At 74.8% G+C, this 20,553-nt stretch carries 18 protein-coding genes and 1 riboswitch; of the genes, 4 read left to right on the forward strand and 14 right to left on the reverse strand.

The genetic code is table 11. The features are described from left to right. The first annotated feature begins 122 nt into the window (after positions 1-122). Together ACF068_RS09790 and ACF068_RS09795 are read left to right on the forward strand one after the other, a co-directional pair. Positions 123-1,118, forward strand: coding sequence for a hypothetical protein (locus ACF068_RS09790; RefSeq protein ID WP_392273652.1), 996 nt, complete (start codon positions 123-125; stop codon positions 1,116-1,118). 33 nt (positions 1,119-1,151) lie between these two features. Beyond that, complete coding sequence (locus ACF068_RS09795) at positions 1,152-2,687, forward strand: amino acid permease (protein ID WP_392273653.1); 1,536 nt, start codon at positions 1,152-1,154, stop codon at positions 2,685-2,687. A gap of 11 nt (positions 2,688-2,698) precedes the next feature. Here ACF068_RS09795 and ACF068_RS09800 read toward each other — a convergent pair whose 3' ends face one another. Then, positions 2,699-3,448, reverse strand: coding sequence for a GntR family transcriptional regulator (locus tag ACF068_RS09800; RefSeq protein WP_392273654.1), 750 nt, complete (start codon positions 3,446-3,448; stop codon positions 2,699-2,701). A 195-nt stretch (positions 3,449-3,643) separates the two neighbouring features. Between ACF068_RS09800 and ACF068_RS09805 the strand changes: the two genes are divergently transcribed. Then, on the forward strand, positions 3,644-4,834 hold the full coding sequence (locus tag ACF068_RS09805) for a zinc-dependent alcohol dehydrogenase (RefSeq protein WP_392273655.1): 1,191 nt from the start codon (positions 3,644-3,646) through the stop codon (positions 4,832-4,834). 30 nt (positions 4,835-4,864) lie between these two features. On the opposite strand, the gene ACF068_RS09810 is transcribed toward ACF068_RS09805, so the two are convergent. Next, entirely contained in the window at positions 4,865-6,271 is a 1,407-nt protein-coding gene (locus ACF068_RS09810) for an FAD-dependent oxidoreductase (protein WP_392273656.1), read from the reverse strand. A gap of 23 nt (positions 6,272-6,294) precedes the next feature. After that, positions 6,295-6,672, reverse strand: a complete 378-nt coding sequence (locus ACF068_RS09815) for an ArsR/SmtB family transcription factor (RefSeq protein WP_392273657.1) — start codon at positions 6,670-6,672, stop codon at positions 6,295-6,297. A 103-nt stretch (positions 6,673-6,775) separates the two neighbouring features. Here ACF068_RS09815 and ACF068_RS09820 point away from each other — a divergent pair, with 103 nt between their 5' ends. After that, on the forward strand, positions 6,776-8,815 hold the full coding sequence (locus tag ACF068_RS09820) for an HAD-IC family P-type ATPase (protein ID WP_392273658.1): 2,040 nt from the start codon (positions 6,776-6,778) through the stop codon (positions 8,813-8,815). A gap of 135 nt (positions 8,816-8,950) precedes the next feature. Here the strand turns inward: ACF068_RS09820 and ACF068_RS09825 are convergent, their stop codons facing one another. The 11 genes from ACF068_RS09825 to ACF068_RS09875 form a co-directional block, all read right to left on the reverse strand. Then, positions 8,951-9,487, reverse strand: a complete 537-nt coding sequence (locus tag ACF068_RS09825; protein WP_392273659.1) for a PadR family transcriptional regulator — start codon at positions 9,485-9,487, stop codon at positions 8,951-8,953. Positions 9,488-9,513: 26 nt separating this feature from the next. After that, positions 9,514-11,547 carry an FAD-dependent oxidoreductase gene (locus ACF068_RS09830; protein ID WP_392273660.1) on the reverse strand — a complete coding sequence of 678 codons (2,034 nt, stop codon included), beginning with the start codon at positions 11,545-11,547 and terminating at the stop codon, positions 9,514-9,516. Between the two features lie 109 nt (positions 11,548-11,656). Beyond that, positions 11,657-12,508, reverse strand: coding sequence for an energy-coupling factor ABC transporter ATP-binding protein (locus tag ACF068_RS09835; protein WP_392273661.1), 852 nt, complete (start codon positions 12,506-12,508; stop codon positions 11,657-11,659). After that, the gene (cbiQ, locus tag ACF068_RS09840) at positions 12,505-13,254 is read right to left on the reverse strand and encodes a cobalt ECF transporter T component CbiQ (RefSeq protein ID WP_392273662.1); all 750 of its coding nucleotides are present in this window, start codon (positions 13,252-13,254) and stop codon (positions 12,505-12,507) included. Before cbiQ ends, ACF068_RS09835 begins: the two co-directional genes overlap by 4 nt. 6 nt (positions 13,255-13,260) lie before the next feature. After that, positions 13,261-13,713 carry an energy-coupling factor ABC transporter substrate-binding protein gene (locus ACF068_RS09845; protein ID WP_392273663.1) on the reverse strand — a complete coding sequence of 151 codons (453 nt, stop codon included), beginning with the start codon at positions 13,711-13,713 and terminating at the stop codon, positions 13,261-13,263. Continuing rightward, complete coding sequence (locus tag ACF068_RS09850; RefSeq protein ID WP_392273861.1) at positions 13,710-14,393, reverse strand: energy-coupling factor ABC transporter permease; 684 nt, start codon at positions 14,391-14,393, stop codon at positions 13,710-13,712. Before ACF068_RS09850 ends, ACF068_RS09845 begins: the two co-directional genes overlap by 4 nt. A gap of 29 nt (positions 14,394-14,422) precedes the next feature. Next, positions 14,423-14,655, reverse strand: a riboswitch (cobalamin riboswitch). 39 nt (positions 14,656-14,694) lie between these two features. Then, complete coding sequence (gene dhaM, locus ACF068_RS09855) at positions 14,695-15,096, reverse strand: dihydroxyacetone kinase phosphoryl donor subunit DhaM (protein WP_392273664.1); 402 nt, start codon at positions 15,094-15,096, stop codon at positions 14,695-14,697. After that, the gene (gene dhaL / locus ACF068_RS09860) at positions 15,093-15,716 is read right to left on the reverse strand and encodes a dihydroxyacetone kinase subunit DhaL (RefSeq protein WP_392273665.1); all 624 of its coding nucleotides are present in this window, start codon (positions 15,714-15,716) and stop codon (positions 15,093-15,095) included. Before dhaL ends, dhaM begins: the two co-directional genes overlap by 4 nt. Before the next feature lie 5 nt (positions 15,717-15,721). Further along, positions 15,722-16,708, reverse strand: coding sequence for a dihydroxyacetone kinase subunit DhaK (dhaK, locus tag ACF068_RS09865; protein ID WP_392273666.1), 987 nt, complete (start codon positions 16,706-16,708; stop codon positions 15,722-15,724). A 224-nt stretch (positions 16,709-16,932) separates the two neighbouring features. Next, a complete protein-coding gene (locus ACF068_RS09870; RefSeq protein WP_392273862.1) occupies positions 16,933-17,442 on the reverse strand; it encodes a DinB family protein in 510 nt (169 codons plus the stop codon). A gap of 15 nt (positions 17,443-17,457) precedes the next feature. Further along, positions 17,458-20,229: a SpoIIE family protein phosphatase gene (locus tag ACF068_RS09875; RefSeq protein ID WP_392273863.1), complete on the reverse strand. Its 2,772-nt coding sequence runs from the start codon at positions 20,227-20,229 to the stop codon at positions 17,458-17,460. Positions 20,230-20,553: the final 324 nt, after the last annotated feature.

Here is a 20,553-nt window from a genome sequence, read left to right on the forward strand (position 1 = left end):
GGCCGGTAGTCGAGGAGCAGTCCGACCGCTCTCCTCGGCGTGCCCGCCCGACCCCCCACCGCGCCCAGAGGACCCATGACCGTCACACCGATACCGGCCTGCCCACCGACGGGGACGGGGTGATGCCCGGCCAGGACTTCCGGCCGGTGTACCACCCGGCGGGCCACGACAACGCCCTGCGCGGGGTGCTCCAGGACCTGCGCACCGGGCGCTGGCTGTCGATGGCCGAGCTCTTGGCGGACACCGCCAGGAGCGCCGACCGGTCCCTGTGGACCCGGCGTACCCAGGTGCTGGCCACCGTCGCCGCCGGCTCCGACGTCGTCCAGGCCTGGCTCACCGAGCAGCCGCACAGCATCGCGGCGGCCGTCATGCGCGCCAGGGTCGCCGTGGAGCGCGCCCTGCGCGCCCACCGCGACGGACACGCCCGCACCGCCGAACTGTGGCGGCTGGCGCGCGAGGCGTGCGGGGATGCCGCCCGGGTGGCCCCCGCCGACCCGGTGCCCTGGGTGTGCCTGCTGGCCCTCGCCGTACTGGACGACGAACAGCGCATGCGGGAGCACCGGGTGGGCCCGCCCGGGCCGATGCTCCCGCCCGGGCCCTGGGGCCTGCTCGCGGAGGCCGACAAGCGCGACCCGCACAACCGCGAGGCGTACCACCGGATGCTCCAGTTCCTGTACGCCCGCCAGCCGGGCAGCGCGTCCCTGTCGGAAGCCGTCAACTTCGTGCAGTGGGCGGCGGCCTCGGCGCCCCCCGGCTCCCCGCTGCACGCCCTGCCCCTGTACGCCAGGGTCGAGCGCTACCGCCGCGACCGGGGCCAGGAGCGGGCCCTGGACCTGCACTGGGTCGCCGAGGACGCGATCCGCGACGCCGACCGGGGCCTGGACGCCTGGTTCGACCGCACCGACCCCGCGCACGAGTCGCTCCTCGACCTCTGCCACCTGGCGCACGCCCTGTGGGGGGCCCTCCGGTTCGACGCCGCCGCCCGGGTCTTCACCGCGCTCGGCCCGTACTGGACGCCCCAGCCCTGGGCGTACCGCACCCGCGACCCGGCGGACCGGGCCCTGGCCGAGGAGCTGTTCACCCGCGCCCGCTCCCGCTGCCTGCACGCCCCCCGCTGAACCCACCCCACCCCACCACCCGGAGGTAGCGCCATGTCCCGCACCCTGTGGGCCGGCCAGGAGCGGCCGGCCCCCGCCACGGACGCCACGGACGAGGAGCAGCGGCTGAGGGAACTCGGTTACCAGCCGGTCCTGGCCCGCCGGATGGGAGGCTTCGGCAACTTCGCCATCAGCTTCTCCGTCATCTCCGTGCTGTCCGGCTGCATGACCCTCTACGGCTTCGGCCTCGGCACCGGCGGCCCGGCCGTGATGATGTGGGGCTGGGTCGGCGTCGGCCTGTTCGTGCTGTGCGTCGGCCTGGCGCTGGCCGAGGTGACCAGCGCGTACCCGACCTCCGGGGCCCTCTACTACATGGCCGACCGGCTCGGCGGGCGCCGCTGGGGCTGGTACACGGGCTGGCTGAACCTGCTCGGTCTGCTCGGGGCCATCGCCGGGATCGACTACGGCGCCGCGCTGTTCACCGGCGCCTTCCTCAACCTCCAGTGGGGCTTCGAGCCCACCCCCGGCTCCACCTTCGTGATCTTCCTGTGCATCCTGCTGCTGCACGCCGTGCTGAACCTCTTCGGCGTCCGCCTCGTCAGCCTCCTCAACTCCGTCAGCGTCTGGTGGCACCTGGCCGGCGTGGCGGTCATCGTCGGAGCGCTCGCCATCGTCCCCGACCAGCACCGCTCCGCCGGGTTCGTCTTCACCGAGTTCGTCAACGACACCGGCTGGGCCAACCCCTTCTACGTGGCGGCCGTCGGCCTGCTGCTCGCCCAGTACACCTTCTCCGGGTACGACGCCTCCGCCCACCTCTCCGAGGAGACGGCCAACGCGTCCGTCTCGGCGGCCAAGGGCATCGTCCGCGCCATCTGGGTCTCCTGGCTCGCCGGCTTCGCGCTGCTCGCCGGGCTGACCTTCGCCATCCAGGACTACGCCGCCACGCAGAACAGCGCCACCGGCGTGCCGCCCGCGCAGATCTTCCTCGACGCGCTGGGCTCCGGCGGCGCCTCCGCCCTGCTCCTGGTGGTGATCGTGGCGCAGCTCTTCTGCGGCAACGCCGAGGTGGCCGCCGCGAGCCGCATGGTGTTCGCGTTCAGCCGCGACAACGCGCTGCCCGGCTCGGCGCTCTGGCGCAAGGTCAGCGCCCGCACCCAGACGCCCGTCCCCGCCGTGTGGCTGTCGGTCGGCGTGGCGGCCGCGCTCGCCCTGCCCTCGCTGTACTCGGCCACCGCCTACGGGGCGGTCACCGCCATCAACGTCATCGGCATCACGCCCGCGTACGCGATCCCCGTCCTGCTGCGGCTGCGCGCCGGCAACCGGTTCCGGCCCGGCCCGTGGTCGCTGGGCCGCTGGAGCAAGCCGATCGGCTGGACGGCCGTCGTCTGGGTGGGGCTGGTGACGGTCCTGTTCTGCCTGCCGCAGAAGTCACCGGTCACCGTCGACTCGATGAACTACGCCGTGATCGCGCTCGTGGTGGTGCTCGTGCTGGCCACCGCCTGGTGGTACGTGGCACGCCGCTCGTACGGCACCCCGGCGGCGTACGGCAACGCCAAGGAACAGGCGGAGATCGCCGAGGGCATCGTCTGACGGGTGCCCGCTCAGCCGGTGAACTCGTACGTCCAGGAGGCCGCTTCCGGCGCGAACCGGATGTCGGTGACCTCCAGCACGTGGCCGTGCTGGTCGCTCACCACGCGGTGCACGGTCAGGCACGTCGTGGCGACCGGGCCGTGCCCCACGCCGATCGACTCCCGGCGCGTCAGCCGCAGCCCCGCGCGGTGCATCCAGTGGTACAGCAGGCGCAGGTCGGGCCGCACCGGCCAGTCCTCGGGCCGCCGGTAGCGGGCGAGTTCGGGCACCTCGTCGAGCGCGTGCCGGGAGAACCGGGACAGCGCCTCCTGCACGGGCGCCTCGCCGGTGCCGGGCACCTGGTGGCGGTGCACCAGCGACGGTTCGCCGGGCGGCAGGCCCAGTTGCCCGGCGAGCACCGTCGGGGCGGGCTCCCAGGCGAGCCGGGTCACCGCGGACGCGTCCGGCGTCCCGCTGCCGCACGGGAACCGCAGCAGCCCGGGCGCGAGCACCGGGCCCGCCTCCTCGGGGGCCGCGCTCGCGGCGAACGTACCGCGCCGCTCGGTCACCACCAGCCGCTCCTCGCGCAGCAGTTGGAGCGCGTTGCGCACGGTGTGCCGGTTGACCCGGAAACGATGGACCAGTGAGCGCTCGGACGGCAGCCGGGCGCCGGGGGCGATGCGCCGCTGGGTGAGGTCGTCGCGCAGCGCGGCGGCGACCCGGAGGTAGAGCGGAAGTCCCGCGGGGGTCCGGAGTCCCGCGGGGGTCTGGGGCTCAGCCATGTTCAACCCTCAATTTCCTTCGCTCACAGTAGTCGAGCGTGCCGTATGGGTGATCAATCACTATCATTGGTCTAAACCTCTAGGGAAGGGGGTCGCCCGCATTCGTCCGCACTCTGGCCGGATCGGATTCACCGGCGCGGCCCCCGGGTACCCGGCCCGCGCCCCCGCAGGAGAATCCGGTGAAGGGAAGCGACGATGAGGGCCGTCACATGGCAGGGAAAGCGCGACGTCCGGGTCGAGACGGTGCCGGACCCGAAGATCGAGGAGCCGACCGACGCGGTCATCAAGGTCACCTCCACCGGCCTGTGCGGCTCGGACCTGCACCTCTACGAGGTCCTCACGCCGTTCATGACTCCGGGCGACATCCTGGGCCACGAGCCCATGGGCATCGTCGAGGAGGTCGGCCCCGGCGTCCCGGACCTCAAGCCGGGGGACCGCGTGGTCGTGCCCTTCCAGATAGCCTGCGGGCGCTGCTGGATGTGCACCTCGGGCCTGCCCACCCAGTGCGAGACCACCCAGGTCACCGAGGAGGGCATGGGCGCCGCCCTCTTCGGCTACACCAAGCTCTACGGCGCGGTCCCCGGCGGCCAGGCCGAGTACCTCCGCGTCCCGCAGGCCCACTACGGACCCATCAAGGTCCCCGAGGGCCCGGCGGACGACCGCTTCCTGTACCTTTCCGACGTCCTGCCGACCGCCTGGCAGGCCGTCCGGTACGCCGACGTCCCGCCCGGCGGCTCGGTCGCGGTCCTCGGACTCGGCCCGATCGGCGACATGTGCTGCCGCATCGCCCTGCACCAGGGCGCCGCCCAGGTCATCGGCGTGGACCTGGTGCCCGAACGGCTCCAGCGCGCCCGGGAGCAGGGCGTCGAGGTGTACGACCTGAGCGGGTTCGACGACCAGGACGAACTCGTCGAGGCCATCAAGGACCGCACGGCCGGCCGGGGCCCCGACGCCGTCATCGACGCCGTCGGCACCGAGGCCCACGGCAGCCCGGTCGCCCGCACCCAGCAGAACGCGGCCGGGCTGCTGCCCAAGGCGTGGGCGGCCCGCCTCCACCAGAAGATGGGCGCCGACCGGCTGGCCGCCCTGTACCTGGCGATCGCCCTGGTGCGCCGCGGCGGGACCATCTCGCTGAGCGGCGTCTACGGCGGCGCGGCGGACCCGCTGCCGATGCTGACGCTGTTCGACAAGCAGGTCCAGCTGCGCATGGGCCAGGCCAACGTCCGCCGCTGGGTCGACGACATCCTGCCGCTGCTGACGGACGCCGACCCGCTGGGCGTGGACGGGTTCGCCACCCACCACCTCCCGCTCGCCGACGCCCCGCACGCGTACAAGATGTTCCAGCAGAAGCAGGACGGGGCCGTCAAGGTCGTCATGCACCCTTAGGTTCCCGGGGCAGGGGCACCCGGTCGGCGGTCAGCCGGCGCAACCGTCCGCGCCCTCGGGCGACCGGGGCGGTTCCGCCGGCGTCGGCGGCACCGGCCGGAAGAGCACCTCGCGGGCCACCCGCGGCGCGAACAGCGCCGTGACCGGGTCCACCAGGGACAGCACGGAGCGGAAGGTCCGCCCCACCACCGGGTTGCCGGTGTACCGGGCCTGGACGCGGTCCAGGTACCAGGTGACCGGCCGGTCCACGGCACGTGACGCCACCGCGCTGCCCACCGCACCGGGCATGCCCTTGTCCGCCCCGGCGGAGATGTCCCACGCCTGCCGGGAGGCCTCGAACAGGGCGCGCTGCACCCGCCGTGTCGTGGGCGTCCGGCGGGGGTCCGCCAGCGCGTCGCGCAGCGCCACCGCGCCGATCGCCGCCACCGCCATCCCCTGGCCGTACACCGGGTTGAACGTGCACAGCGCGTCGCCGGTCGCCAGGAACCCGGCCGGGCGGCGGCCCGGACGGTCGTACCGGCGCCGTACGTTGGCCGTCCGGCGGAAGGCGCGCACGGCGGACTCGCCACGCGCCCGCGTCATCCACTCGTGCACGATCGGGTGGGGGAGCCGCTTGGCGAAGTCCTCGAACGCCTCGGGGTCCGTGGGCGGTTCGTCCCCGCGCAGCCCCGACAGAGTGACGAGGTGGCAGCCGTCCTCCACGGGCATCACCACACCGCCCCGGGTCTGTCCGGGGCTGGGCACGACGAAGTAGCCGAGGCAGTCCGCCAGCGCGCCCCCGGACCCGTCCCGGTACAGCCGCGTCGCGTAGGCGAGCCCGGTGTCGATGGTCTCCTCGTGCGGCGGCTCGGCGCCGATCGCGGAGAGCCAGCGCGGCGCCTGGGTGCCGCGCCCAGACGCGTCCACCACCAGGTCGGCACCGACCTCGTGGGTCTCCTGCCCGGCGTCCCGCTCGCGGAGGCGCACCCCGCGGACGCGGGTGGCGTCCCCGAGCAGGCCCACCACCTCGGCGCCCTGCGCCACGCCGATGCGCGGATCGGCCAGCACCCGGCGCCGGACGAGGTGCTCCAGGCGCGGCCGGGCCCCGGTGAGCAGGGACGCCGTGGTGGCGGTACGCCGGAACCACCGGCCCGCCTGCCAGGAGACGATGTCCTCCGGCAGGCCCACCCGGGGCGAGCCCTGCTCCCGCAGCTCGTCCACCACGCCCGGCAGCAGCCGCTCCAGGGCCAGTTGGCCGCCTTCCAGGAGCACGTGCAGATGGTGTCCCTGCGGTACGCCGGCCCGCGGTTCCGGTTCATCGGGGAAGTGGTCGCGCTCGACGATCGTGACCCGCTCCGCGTGCTCGGCGAGCACCCGGGCGGCGAGCAGTCCCGCGATGCTCCCGCCGATGACCACCGCGTGCCGTGTCGCGTCCTTGGTGCCCAACCGGTCGCCCATGCGCGCCCCTTCGCGTCGTCGGTCTACGACTGACCAGTATCCACGGGGCGTTGGGGCAGGTCCCGTGCGCCGAGCCGGAGATGCTCGATGTGGTAGACGGCTTCGTCGAGGAGCTGGGCCACGTGGTTGTCGTACAGGCTGTACTCGATGCGGCGGCCCTGTCGCACCCCGGTGACCAGGCTCAGGGCGCGCAGCAGCCGCAGTTGGTGGGAGACCGCGGACTGCTCCATGGCGACCGACTCGGCCAGCTCCGTCACCCCGCACGGCCCCTGGCGCAGGCGGGTGAGGATCATCAGCCGGGAGGGCGTGGCGAGGGCCTGGAGCGTGGCGGCGATGGTGGCCGCGGACTCCGCGTCCAGGCGTGCCGCCGGGGTCGTCTCGCCGTTCACTCCGTGTCCCATGGGGATCATCGTAGCCGCGTGTCCCACGTATGGATGAAGAGGTCTTCATGTATTCCGCTATGGTGGTGCCGTTCCCGCCGCCCCCGTGAAGAGGTGCACGCCCATGGCTTCCCCGGTGCTCGACGCCAGGCCCGCGGCCCCGTCCGTCCGTGCCGTCCCCCCGTCCCGCCGGACCAGGCTGTCCGCGCTGCCCGAGGTCCGCTGGGCCGCGCTGTCGGCCGTCGCGTTCCTGGCCGCGTTCCCGCTCGATCTCGCGGGGGCTCCGGCGTGGCTGTGGGGCCCGCTGTACGCCGTCTGCTACGCGGCCGGCGGCTGGGAGCCGGGCTGGGCCGGTCTCCGGGCCCTGCGCGACCGGTCCCTCGACGTCGACCTGCTGATGGTGGTCGCCGCCCTCGGCGCCGCCGCGATCGGGCAGTACCTGGACGGCGGGCTGCTCATCGTCATCTTCGCCGTCTCGGGCGCCCTGGAGGCCGTCGCCACCCGGCGCACCGCCGATTCGGTGCGCGGCCTGCTGGACCTGGCGCCCGCCCGGGCGGTGCGGCTGAAGAACGGGGGCGAGGAGCCGGTGGAGGTGGCGGACCTCCGGGTGGGCGACACCGTCCTCGTACGCCCGGGGGAGCGGCTGCCGGCGGACGGCACGGTGCTCGACGGCGCGAGCGACGTCGACCAGGCCACCATCACCGGCGAGCCGCTGCCCGTGCCCAAGCGGCCCGGCGACGACGTCTTCGCGGGCACCCTCAACGGCACCGGAGCGCTGCGCGTACTGGTCGGCAAGGACGCCTCCGAGTCCGTCATCGCCCGGATCGTGGCCATGGTGGAGGAGGCCAGCGCCACCAAGGCGCCCACGCAGCTCTTCATCGAGAAGGTCGAGCAGCGCTACTCGGTGGGCGTCGTCGTCGCGACCCTGGCGCTGTTCGCCGTGCCCCTCGCCCTCGGCGCGGACCTCACCGCGACGCTGCTGCGGGCCATGACCTTCATGATCGTGGCGTCGCCGTGCGCGGTGGTGCTCGCGACCATGCCGCCGCTGCTGTCCGCGATCGCCAACGCCGGCCGGCACGGCGTGCTCGTCAAGTCGGCCGTGGTGATGGAGCGGCTGGGCCGGGTGGACCGGGTCGCGCTCGACAAGACGGGCACCCTCACCGAGGGCGCGCCGACGATCGCCGAGGTACGGCTGACCGCCACGGCGTCTGCGGAGTCCACGACCTCCGCGGCCTCCACAACCGCCACAACCGCCACAACCGCCACGGCGTCCACGGGGTCCACGGGGTCCGCGGCCTCTATGGGGTCCGCGGCCTTCACCGAGGAGGAGGTCCTCGCCCTGGCCGCCGGTGCCGAGCTGCCGAGCGAACACCCCCTGGCCCGGGCGGTGGTGGCCGCCGCCCGGGAGCGCGGCCTCTCGGTGCCCCGCGCCACGGAGTTCTCGTCCGCCCCCGGCCGGGGCGTACGGGCCCTGGTCGACGGCCGGGAGGTCACCGTGGGGCGCCCGGCCGGCCCGTCGCCCGCCGCCCGGGAACTGGAGGCCGCGGGCCGGACCGCCGTCGAGGTGACCGTCGACGGCTCGCCCGTCGCCGTGCTCGGGGTCGCCGACCGGCTGCGCGAGGGCGCCCCGGCCGCCGTCGCCGCCCTCGCCCGCCTCAGCGGCACCACCCCGGTCCTGCTGACCGGCGACAACGAACCGGCGGCGCGCCGGGTCGCCGCCGACACCGGGATCACGGATGTCCGCGCCGGACTGCTGCCCGAGGACAAGGTCGCGGCGGTACGGGAGTGGGAGGACGCCGGCCTGCGCACCCTCGTCGTCGGCGACGGCGTCAACGACGCGCCCGCCCTCGCCGCCGCCCACAGCGGCATCGCGATGGGCCGGGCCGGTTCCGACCTGGCCCTGGAGACCGCCGACGCCGTCGTCGTCCGCGACGAACTGGCCACCGTCCCGGCCGTGGTGGCCCTCTCCCGGCGCGCCCGGGGACTGGTCGTGCAGAACCTGGTGATCGCCGGGGTGTGCATCGGCGCCCTGGTGGTGTGGGACCTGGCCGGGCACCTGCCGCTGCCGCTGGGCGTGGCCGGCCACGAGGGCTCCACGGTCCTGGTCGGCCTCAACGGCCTGCGCCTGCTGCGCGAAGCCGCCTGGCGGAAGGCCCTGTCGTAGGCCCTGGCGCAGGGGCCGGCGGTCGAAGCCGATCGGGCAGCGGGTGGTCGCGCGGCCCCGGACGCCCGGCCGGGGCGGGGCCGGCCGGGGCGGGGCGGCGGGGGACGGGTGTGCGGCGGGCCCGGGCCGGGGCCGTCAGCGGTCGCGGTCGAACTCCGCCAGCGCCTCCGTCAGCCACGCCGTCCAGAACCGCTCCAGCTCGATCCCGCCGCGCAGCACCAGGTGCCGCAGCCGGTCCGCCTCGGAGTCGCGCTCCGGCGGGAACTGCCGCTCCTCCATGCCCAGGTAGTCCTCCAACTGGGCCCGGTGCAGGGCCAGGTGGCGGCGCAGCTCGTCCGCGAGGCCCTCCGTCCCCACCACCGCCGCGGCCCGCAGCCGCAGCAGCAGGGCGTCCCGGATCGGCTTGGGGTCCTCGGTGCGCCGTACCCAGTCCGTCAACTCCGCCCGGCCCGCGGGCAGCACCTCGTACTCCTTCTTCTGCCCCCGGGACACCACCGGGGCGGGCAGGGCCCGGATGTGCCCCGCCTGCTCCAGCTTCCCCAGCTCGCGGTAGATCTGCTGGTGCGTGGCCGACCAGAAGTAGCCGATCGACCGGTCGAAGCGGCGGGTCAGTTCCAGACCCGAGGACGGCTTCTCGAGCAGGGCGGTGAGGATCGCGTGCGGCAGTGACATGACCGCATCCTAAGGACGCGGCACCGTCACAGGGTCGCCGCCAGCCGCGTCCCCTGGTCGATGGCGCGCTTGGCGTCGAGCTCCGCCGCCACGTCCGCGCCGCCGATCAGGTGCACCGGCACCCCGGCCGCCGCCAGTTCGTCGAACAGCTCGCGCCTCGGCTCCTGCCCCGTGCAGAGCACCACCGTGTCGACCGGCACGGTACGGGACTCACCGTCCACGGTGATGTGCAGGCCCTCGTCGTCGATCCGGTCGTACGACGCGCCCGCGACCATGGTCACGCCCCGGTGCTTGAGCTCGGTGCGGTGGATCCACCCGGTCGTCTTGCCCAGCCCCGCGCCGACCTTGGACGTCTTGCGCTGGAGCAGGTGCACCGTGCGCGGCGGCTTCGGCCGCTCCGGCGCGCGCAGCCCGCCGCGCCCCGCGTACGCGGTGTCGACGCCCCACTGGCGGAAGTAGGTCTCGGCGTCCTGGCTCGCGCCCTCGCCGCCGTCCGTGAGGAACTCGGCCACGTCGAAACCGATGCCGCCCGCCCCGATGATCGCCACGTGCTCGCCGACCGGCGCCCCGTCCCGCAGGACGTCCAGGTAGCTGACCACGCTCGGGTGGTCCACGCCCTCGATGGCGGGCGTGCGCGGGGTGACGCCGGTCGCGACGACCACCTCGTCGTACCCGGCGAGCAGTTCGGCGGTGGCGTACGTGCCCAGCTTCACGTCCACGCCGCGCAGTTCGAGCTGCGTGCGGAAGTAGCGCAGCGTCTCGTCGAACTCCTCCTTGCCCGGCACCCGCTTGGCGATGTTGAGCTGTCCGCCGACCTCGTCCGCGGCGTCGAACAGCGTCACCTCGTGGCCGCGTTCGGCGGCCGCCACCGAGCAGGCGAGCCCGGCCGGCCCGGCGCCGACGACGGCGATCCGCTTGCGCAGCCGGGTGGGGGAGAGGACCAGCTCGGTCTCGTGGCAGGCGCGCGGGTTGACCAGGCAGGAGGTGATCTTCCCGCTGAAGGTGTGGTCCAGGCAGGCCTGGTTGCAGCCGATGCAGGTGTTGATGGTCTCCGGCCGCCCGTCCGCGGCCTTGGCCACGAACTCCGGGTCGGCGAGGAAGGGCCGGGCCATGGAGACCATGTCCGCGCGCCCCTCCGCCAGGATCCTCTCGGCGACCTCCGGGGTGTTGACGCGGTTGCTGGTGATCAGCGGGATGGACACCGAGCCCATCAGCTTCTTGGTGACCCAGGTGTACGCGCCGCGCGGCACCGAGGTCGCGATGGTGGGGATCCGGGCCTCGTGCCAGCCGATGCCCGTGTTGATCATCGTCGCACCGGCGGCCTCGATCTCCCGGGCGAGCGCGACGACCTCCTCCAGGGTCGAGCCGCCCGGCACCAGGTCCAGCATGGAGAGCCGGTAGATCAGGATGAAGTCCTCGCCGAGGCGCTCACGCGTGCGGCGGACGATCTCCAGCGGGAAGCGGACGCGGTTCTCGTACGACCCGCCCCAGCGGTCCTCGCGCCGGTTCGTCGCGGCGGCGATGAACTCGTTGATCAGGTAGCCCTCGGAGCCCATGATCTCGACGCCGTCGTACCCGGCCGACCTGGCGAGCTCCGCGGCCCGTACGTAGTCCTCGATCGTCCGCTCGACCTCGGCGTCGGTGAGCTCGTTCGGCACGAAGGGGCTGATCGGCGCCTGGAGGGCGCTCGGCGCGACCAGGTCGCGGTGGTAGGCGTACCGCCCGAAGTGCAGGATCTGCATCGCGATCCGCCCGCCGGCCGCGTGCACCGCGTCCGTCACGACCCGGTGCTGCGCGGCCTCCTCCTCGGTGGTGAGCCTGGCCCCGCCCTCGTACGGCCGGCCCGCGTCGTTGGGCGCGATGCCACCGGTGACGATCAGCCCGACGCCGCCGCGGGCGCGCTCGGCGTAGAAGGCGGCCATGCGGGCGAAGCCGTTCTCCGCCTCCTCCAGCCCGACGTGCATGGACCCCATGAGCACCCGGTTGGGCAGGGTGGTGAACCCCAGGTCCAGGGGGCTGAGCAGGTGCGGGTACGGGGCCGGGGCCGGGGTCGCAGTCATGGGGGCGCCTCCTCGCGCGATGTCGTCGCCCCAGTTGTAGACGACCCCGGGGGCCTTGTGCAACAAGTTGCATAAGGATCGGGGCGTGACCTCCGCTACGTACCGCCGCCTACGCGCCGCCCGGGACCGCGGCCGCCGCCCAGTCCTCCAGCTCCTCCGGGGTGCGCGGGCCCGGCTCCTGTGCCCCCAGCAGGCCCCGCTCCCGCAGCACCCGCGCCACCGCCATCCCCCACGGGCGGCGCAGCCGGGCCGCGTCCAGCAGGGCCTGGTCGGCCAGCAGCTCCGCCGCCGGACCGGTGCGCAGCCCGTCCGGGGTGAGGACCGCCGCGTCGTCGGCCCAGCGCAGCGCCAGGTCCACGTCGTGCGTCGCCATCACGACCGTGGTCCCGGAGGCGCGCAACCGGTCCAGGACGGCCAGCAGCCGCTCCTGGCCGTGCGGGTCCAGACCGGCCGTCGGCTCGTCGAGGACCAGCACCCGGGGCCGCATGGCCACCGCGCCCGCGATCGCGGCCCGCTTGCGCTGCCCGTACGACAGCAGGTGCGTCGGCCGGTCCTCCAGCGCCGCGATGTCCAGCGCCTCCAGCGCCTCCCGCACCCGCTCGCGCACCTCCGCCTCCGGCACGCCCAGGTTCAGCGGCCCGAACGACACGTCCTGGCCCACGGACGCCGCGAACAACTGGTCGTCCGGGTCCTGCACCACGAGCTGCACCGTCGTCCGCAGCCGGGTCAGCCCCGCCCTGTCGTACGACACGTCGCGCCCCTCCAGGCGCAACCGGCCGCTCGCGCACCGCAGGCCACCGCTCAGCAGCCGCAGCATCGTCGTCTTGCCGCCCCCGTTGCGGCCCAGCAACGCGATGGAGCGCTTTTCCGGCACGGCGAAGTCGACGCCCTCGAGCACGGCGGGACCGTCCTCGTAGGCGTATCCCGCACCGACGAGTTCCACGACGGCGGGAGCATTCATGGCAGGAACCTCTCGAGTACGAAGGTGGCGACGACGAGCCCGGCGAGCAGCACGCCCGTCGCGGCGAGGAAGCGCCCGGACACCGCCGTGGGCGGCACCAGCACCCGCAGCGTGCCGTCGTAGCCCCGCCCGGCCAGCCCCGTCTGGAGCCGCGCCGCCCGGTCGAAGGCGCGCACGAACGCGGTCGCGCCCAGGCCCGCCAGGGAGCGCCAGGTGGCCGCCCGGCTCGTCAGCCCGAGCCGCGCCGCCTGCGCCTCCCGGATCCGCCGGACCGCGTCCAGCAGCAGGAAGCTGATCCGGTACATCACCAGCGCCACGTCGACGACCGGCGCCGGGACGCCCGCCCGGACCAGCCGGGGCAGCACGTCGGACACCGGGGTGGTGAACGCGAACAGCAGCACGCCCATCGAGGCCGCCGACGTGCGCAGCAGCAGTCGCCCGGCGTGCGCCGGCCCGTCGGGCGCGAGCGTGACGAACCCCTCCGCCCCGCCAACCTGGAACAGCAGGGGCAGCGCGCCCGTCACACAGAAGCCGAGCGGGACGCGCCACGCCCGCCACAGCCGGCGCGGCGGGACCCCGGCCGGGCCGAGCAGCACCACGAGGGTCGCGGCGGCGACCAGCGCGGCCCCCGGCCACGGCGGCAGGCACACGGCCAGCAGCGTCAGGCCGAAGCCCAGCGCGGCCTTCTCGCACGGATGGCGGCGGCGCCAGCGACTGCTGTGCGCCGCCGCGTCGATCGGCAGCACCGGCGGTTACGCCGGCGTCCGCGGCGCGTCGGCCCCGGAGCCACCCGCGCCGACCGCGTCGGCCGGTGCCGCGTCCGGGGTGCCGGGAGTGCCCGGGGTGTCCGGGGTACCCGGGGTGTCCGCCGCCGGGGCGTCCCCGCCGGGGGACCCCGCCCGTGCCCGGGCCTCGCCCTGCCGGCGGCCGCGCCGCAGACCGAAGTAGTAGGCCAGTACACCGGCGCCCAGGGCGGCCTGGAGCGAGAACAGCGCCGACTCGATCTCGCCGGACGGCGGCTCGTACAGCGGGGTGAACCACGGCTCGTAGTCCGGGTGGGACTCGGTGATCGCCGTCTCCGCCTGCCCGTCGGCGCCCGTGAACGGCTCCTCCTTGTGGTCGCCCATGCCCAGGGCCAGCGGCAGGACGGCCAGCGCGACCACGACGAGCAGCAGCAGCGAGTTGATCCTGGCGTTACGGCTCATCGGGCCACGGCCTCCTTGTTCGCGGACACGACGCCGAGCCGTGCCAGATCACCCTTGCTGGACTGCATCAGCAGCCGCATCACCAGCACGGTGAGCAGCCCCTCGCTGACCGCCAGCGGAACCTGAGTGATCGCGAAGATGCCGCCGAACTTGGCCAGCGCGCCGGCCACCCCGCTGCTGGGGTCCGGGAACGCCAGCGCGAGCTGCACGCTGGTGACGCAGTACGTGGACAGGTCGGCGACGAAGGCCCCGAAGAACACGCTCACCATCAGCGGCACCTCGAAACGGCGCAGCAGCCGGTACGTCCCGTAGCCGGCCCACGGACCGACGATCGCCATGGAGAACGCGTTGGCGCCCAGGGTCGTCAGGCCGCCGTGGGCCAGCAACAGCGCCTGGAACAGCAGCGTGATGGTGCCCAGCACCGCCATGATCGGCGGCCGGAACAGGATCGCGCCCAGCCCCGTGCCGGTCGGGTGGGAGCAACTGCCCGTCACGGAGGGCAGTTTCAGGGCGGACAGCACAAACGTGAAGGCGCCGGACGCACCGAGCAGAAGGGTCGATTCCGGATTGGCCTTGACCTCACGGGTCAGGGCCCTGACCCCGTGGACGACGAAGGGGGCGGCCGCGACGCTCCAGGCGGCCGCGTGCACGGGGGGCAGATAGCCCTCGGCGATATGCATATGGAAGGAGACCCTCTCCAGCACCTCGTGGATGGACAACGCGCCCTGGCCGGTCTCCTGGCTGACGGGTCATGCCGCCGCGGCTCCGCCTTCCCGGACGACGCGGTTCCCCGCGACGTTCCAGTGGCTTCCCGAGGTGGTCCCCGGGAGTGGAGCCGGACTTCCCGATCACAGTGGCGAGGGCCGCACCGGTACCGCACCGGTTTCCCGTACACCAAGGCCCTGCGACAGTAGTGCGTTGACCAGGTACATCACAAGCCGCGCGTCGGCGCACGGCCCGGCTCCACCCGCGGGGCACACCTCATTCCTTGCGGTAGCCGTACGCCTCGGACGCCGCCGCCACCACCGCGTCCAGGTCACCGCCCGCCGACGCGGTGACCACCGCCGCCACGGCCCCCTCCACGAACGGCGCGTCCACCAGCCGGGTGCCCTCGGGCAGCTCGTCCCCCTCCGCGAGCAGGGCCTTCACCGTCAGGACGGCGCTTCCCAGGTCCACCAGGACGGCCACCCCCGCACCGCCGTCGACCGCCGTCGCCGCCCGCGTGATCAGCTCCGCGCTGGTGCCGAGCCCCCCGTCCGGGGTGCCGCCCGCGGCCGCCACCGGCGCGGTGCCGCCGCCGGCCAGGCCCCGCGCCAGCTCGGCCACGGAGGACGCCACCGCCGCGCTGTGCGAGACCAGGACCACACCCACCTGCCCGCTCACCGGCCGCCCCGCTCCGCCCCCGCCTCGGCGAGCGCCGCGAACAGCAGGGCGGAGGACGTCGCCCCCGGGTCCTGGTGCCCCTCGCTGCGCTCACCCAGGTAACTGGCCCTGCCCTTGCGGGCCCGCATCGGCACGGTCCCCAGGGCGCCCCGGTCCGCCGCCTCCGCCGCCGCCGGGAGCGACTCGCCGAGCGACTCGGCCAGTGCCTCGACGGCCGGCTCCAGCGCGTCCAGCATCGTCTTGTCCCCGGCCTTCGCCCCGCCGAGCTGCGCCACCGCCGCCACGCCCACCCGCAGCGCCTCGGCCAGTTGCACCGGCGCCACCTCGGCGGCGTCGCCCAGAGCCTTGCCCGTGCGCCGCAGCAGCGTCCCGTACAACGGCCCCGACGCGCCGCCGACCGTGGAGATGAGCTGCCGCCCGGCGAGGGTGAGCACGGCCCCCGGTGTCCCGGGCCGCTCGTCCTCCAGGGCCGTGACCACCGCGGCGAAACCGCGTCGCAGATTGGCGCCGTGGTCGGCGTCGCCGATCGCCGCGTCCAGCTCGGTGAGCCGGCCGGCCTCCCGGTCCACGGCGGCCGCCGCCCCGGTCAGCCAGCGCCGGAAGAAGTCCGCGTCGAGCACGCCCCTCACCGTCCCCAGCGGAGCGCGGCGGTCCGCACCGGCGCGTCCCACAGTCGCAGCAGTTCCTCGTCGGCCCGGCACAGGGTCACGGAGCACCCGGCCATGTCGAGCGAGGTCACGTAGTTGCCGACGAGCGTACGGGCCACGGGAACGCCCCGCTCGCCCAGCACGCGCTGGACCTCGGCGTTGAACCCGTACAGCTCCAGCAGCGGTGTCGCCCCCATGCCGTTGACCAGCACCAGCACCGGACCGCCGGGCCGCAGGTCCTCCAGGACGGCGTCGACCGCGAAGTCGGCGATCTCGCGGGAGGTCATCATGGGCCGCCGCTCCCGGCCCGGCTCGCCGTGGATGCCGATGCCCAGCTCCAGTTCGCCCGGCGGCAGGTCGAACGTGGGGCTGCCCTTCGCGGGGGTGGTGCAGGCGCTGAGCGCCACCCCGAAACTGCGCGCGCTCGCGTTCACCCGGCGGGCGATCGCCTCCACCCGCTCCAGCGGCGCACCCTCCTCGGCCGCCGCTCCGGCGATCTTCTCCACGAACAGCGTGGCCCCCGTCCCGCGCCGTCCGGCGGTGAACGTGCTGTCGGCGACGGCCACGTCGTCGTCCACGACGACCTTCGCCACCTGGACGCCCTCGTCCTCGGCGAGCTCGGCGGCCATCTCGAAGTTCAGCACGTCACCGGTGTAGTTCTTGACGACGAAGAGCACCCCGCGCCCACTGTCCACGGCCGCCGCCGCCCGTACCACCTGGTCCGGCACGGGGCTGGTGAACACCTCACCGGGGCAGGCGGCCGACAGCATCCCCGGCCCCACGAACCCGGCGTGCAGCGGCTCGTGACCGGACCCGCCCCCGGACACCAGCGCCACCTGCCCGGCGACCGGCGCGTCCCGCCGGACGACGACCCGGTGCTCCACGTCCACGGTGAGCTCCGGATGTGCGGCCGCGATCCCGCGCAACGCGTCGGCGACCACGGTCTCGGGTACGTTGATCAGCATTCTCAACGGTGCCTCCCAGCTTGGTGCGAGCAGGTGGTCCTGGCTGCCGGCCGCCCTCCCGGCACCCCGGTGACGGGCCGTCCGGCCCAGTATCGGGGCGGTGACGGGCATCGGACCGGATCGCGCCGGACACGGCCCCCGAGGCGTCCCCCGCCGCGTCCCCGGGCACGGCCCCCGACGCGTCCCCGTAGGCGTCGCTCCGGCGCCGGAGCGTGCGCGCGGCGTCAACGGCGCTCCAGGCAGCCCCGGAGGAACGCGGCCTGTCCCGCGTGCTGGAGGTCCTCCGCCACGACACTGACCAGGCGCACGCCCAGGGTGACCGGGGGCGACCAGGAGGTGTCCACGACGCGGTCCAGGTCGGCGTCACGGAGGGTCCGGACGAATCCGACGGTCCGTTCGTGGACGGCGTCGTAGTAATCCGGCAGGAGCGCCGGCGTCCGCACCCGTACCGACCCGACCTCCTCGGCGGTGTGCCCGTAGCCCGTCGCCGTCGCCGGGAACGGCAGGCCGAACCGGTCCGCCCATCCCTCCGACAGCCAGAGCTGCTCCTCGCCGGCGACGCCGGCCACGTGATCGTCCTGGATGCGGGTGAGGTGCCAGACGAGCCAGGCGATGGTGTTGGCCCCCGGGTCCAGCCGCGCGTGCAGCAGCTCCGGCGAGAGCCCCCCGACCGCGTCGTGCACGGCCTCCCGCACCCGCCCGAATCCGTCCACCAGCACACCCGCGCCGTTCATCGTGCGCACCGCCTTTCACCACGTGTCGTCGCTCCACTGGTCGAGCAGCTCGTCGCCGGTCGCCGCCGGGTCCGCGGCCGTCGCCTGGAGGGACTGCTCCGTCCAGATGACCTTGCCCTCCGGGGTGTACCGGGTACCCCAGCGCTCGGCGTACCGGGCGACCAGGAACAGGCCGCGGCCGCCCTCGTCGGTGGTCTTCGCACGGCGCAGGTGGGGCGAGGTGCTGCTGCCGTCGAAGACCTCGCAGATCAGGCTGCGGCCGCGGAGCAGCCGCACGCTGATCGGGTCGCCGCCGTAGCGGATGGCATTGGTGATCAGCTCGCTGAGGATCAGTTCGGTGTTGAAGCTGATGTCGCCCAGGCCCCAGTCCGCCAGGCGGCGGGCGCACGCGGCGCGCACCGGTGCCACCGCGGCCGGGTCCCGGGGGACGTCCCACCGGGCGAAGTCCGACGGGTCGAGGCGGTGGGTACGGGCCACCAGCAGCGCGATGTCGTCGCCGGGCTGGGCGGGCAGCATGGCCTCCACGACCGCGGCGCAGGTGTCCTCCGGGGTACGGCCGGTCGCCGCCAGCGCGCCGCGCAGCGCCTCCAGACCGGCGTCCAGGTCGCGGCCCCGCTCCTCGATCAGCCCGTCGGTGTAGAGCACCAGCGTCGACCCCTCGGGGAGGGACGCCTCGGCGGTCTCGAACGGCAGTCCGGCACCCAGGCCCAGCGGCGGTGAGACCGGGACGGGCAGGAAGGACACGTTCCCGTCCGGCAGGACCACCGCGGGCAGCGGATGGCCGGCGGTGGCGGCGGTGACCCGCCCGGACACCGGGTCGTAGATCGCGTACAGGCAGGTGGCGCCGGTGATGCCCTGGCCGTCCCGCTCCTCCTCGACGGCCTCGTTCGCGTCGATGTGGGTGACCAGCTCGTCCAGGTGCCCCAGCAGTTCGTCGGGCGGTTGGTCGAGGGTGGAGAAGTTGTGCACGGCGGTACGCAGCCGGCCCATGGTGGCGGCGGCGTGCAGGCCGTGGCCGACGACGTCGCCGACCACCAGCGCCACCCGGGCGCCGGACAGCGGGATCACGTCGAACCAGTCGCCCCCGACACCGGCCCGGGCGGGCAGGTAGCGGTAGGCCGCCTCCAGGGCGTCCTGGTCGGGCGTGCCGCGGGGCAGGAGGCTGCGCTGGAGGGCCACGGCCATGGCGTGCTCGCGTGTGTAGCGGCGGGCGTTGTCGATCGCGACCGCCGCCCGGGCGGCCAGTTCCTCGGCGAAGGACGTGTCGTCCTCGTCGAAGGGCGCGGAGGTGCCCGCCCGCCAGAAGTTCGCCACTCCCAGGAGCACCCCCCGCGCCCGGATCGGCACCGCGATCAGGGACCGCGGACCCGCGCCCGCGCCATCCGGCCCGGCGCCCGTGTCCGCACCGTCCGCCGGTTCGGAGCCGCCCGGTTCGGAGCCGTCCCGCTCCCGCTCCGGGCCCGGGTCCGGCTCCCGCTCCGGGTCCGGGTCCGGTCCCGCGGCGACGTCTCCGGCGGGGGCCGGACCGGCCGCCAGCACCGCGCGCCCGGTCGCCACCGCGCGGGCGACCGGCTCGTCGGGCTCGGGACGCACCGGCGCGCCGACGGGGAGGAGGGCGAGACCGTCCGCCCGGCCGCACGCGGCGGCCCGGCGCAGCTCGGTGTCCCGCCCGGGCGGCGGCTCCTCGCCCCGGAGGACCGGGTCCAGCAGCTCCACGGTCACGGCGTCCGCGAACCGGGGCACGGACACCTCCGCGAGCTCCTCGGCGGTGCGGGTCACGTCCAGCGTGGTGCCCGTCCGGGCACCGGCGTCGTACAGCAGCCGCAGCCGCTCCCGGGCGACCTCCGCCCGTCCGGTGACCGTCGCCAGCTCCGTGGTGTCCCGCAGGGTCACCACGGAGCCCGCCTGGCCCCCGTACGGAGCGGTGGGCCGCTTGTTCACCGCCAGCAACCGGTCGCCGGCCAGGCACACCGCGTCCGTGACCGGCTCGGCGGACCCCAGCAGCCGCGCCGCCTCCCCGTCCAGCCCCAGGTCCGCCACCCGGCGCCGCTCGGCGTCCGCCGGCAGGTCCAGCAGCCGCCGCGCCTCGTCGTTGGCCAGCAGCACCGTGCCGTCCGCCCCGACGATCAGCACGCCTTCCCGCACCGCGTGCAGGACGGCGTCGTGGTGCTCGTACATCCGGGTCATCTCCGCCGGGCCCATGCCGTGCGTCTGCCGCCGCAGCCGCCGGGACACCAGCGCCGCCCCGACGATGGACAGGGCGAGCGCCGCCGCACCGGCACCGAGGATGAGCGGGAGCTGCCGCTGCACCGGATCGCCGACGTTCTCCACGGTGATCCCGGCGGAGACCAGCCCGACGACCGCGCCGCCCGGGCCGAACACCGGCACCACGGCCTGCACCGCCGTTCCCGTCCCGCTGGGCAGCGGCGGCCCGCCGGCCTGCTCGACGACGGTGCGGCCCTCCAGCGCCGGCTGGATCGTGCCGACGAACTTCTTGCCGATCTGGTTCGGGTCCGGGTACGTGAGGCGGGTGCCGGCGGTGTTCAGGACGACGATGAAGTCCACGCCCGCCGCCACGCGGGCCGCCTCGGCCCGCGGCTGGAGCAGGAGCGTCGGGTTCCGCGAGACCAGCGCGGCGGCCGTGCCGGGGGCGTTCGCGAACGTCTGCGCCGCCGTCACCGACAGCCGCTCGGCCTCCCGCTCGCCCGCCCGGTTCGCCTGGACGACCACGGCCGTCATCGCCGCCGCGACCAGCAGCAGCACGATCACGACCTGCAAGAGGAACACCTGGCCGGCGGCGGTGCGCGGCACCGGCAGGGAGCGCCCCCGCGCACCCGGTCCCGGGCGCCCGCCGCCGGACCGGCGCCGGTCGTCGCGGTCCGGCGACCACCGGTCCGAGCGGGAACGCCCGCCGCCCTTTCTGGCCAAAGTCCACATCTCTTTCCGCGCCGGAGGAGACAAGCCCGCGGGCCGGAGCCACGGGCAGAAGCCCGCACTGCTCCATTGTCGGTGACCTCGGGGCCGGACGCGCGGGTACGGCACCCGGCGGTGGCCGGATCCGAGCGGCCCCGGCACCGGCCCGGTCCGTCCCCGGCCGGCCCGGTGCCCGGC

This window comes from Streptomyces sp. NPDC016309 (assembly GCF_043077235.1).
GTDB lineage: Bacteria > Actinomycetota > Actinomycetes > Streptomycetales > Streptomycetaceae > Streptomyces.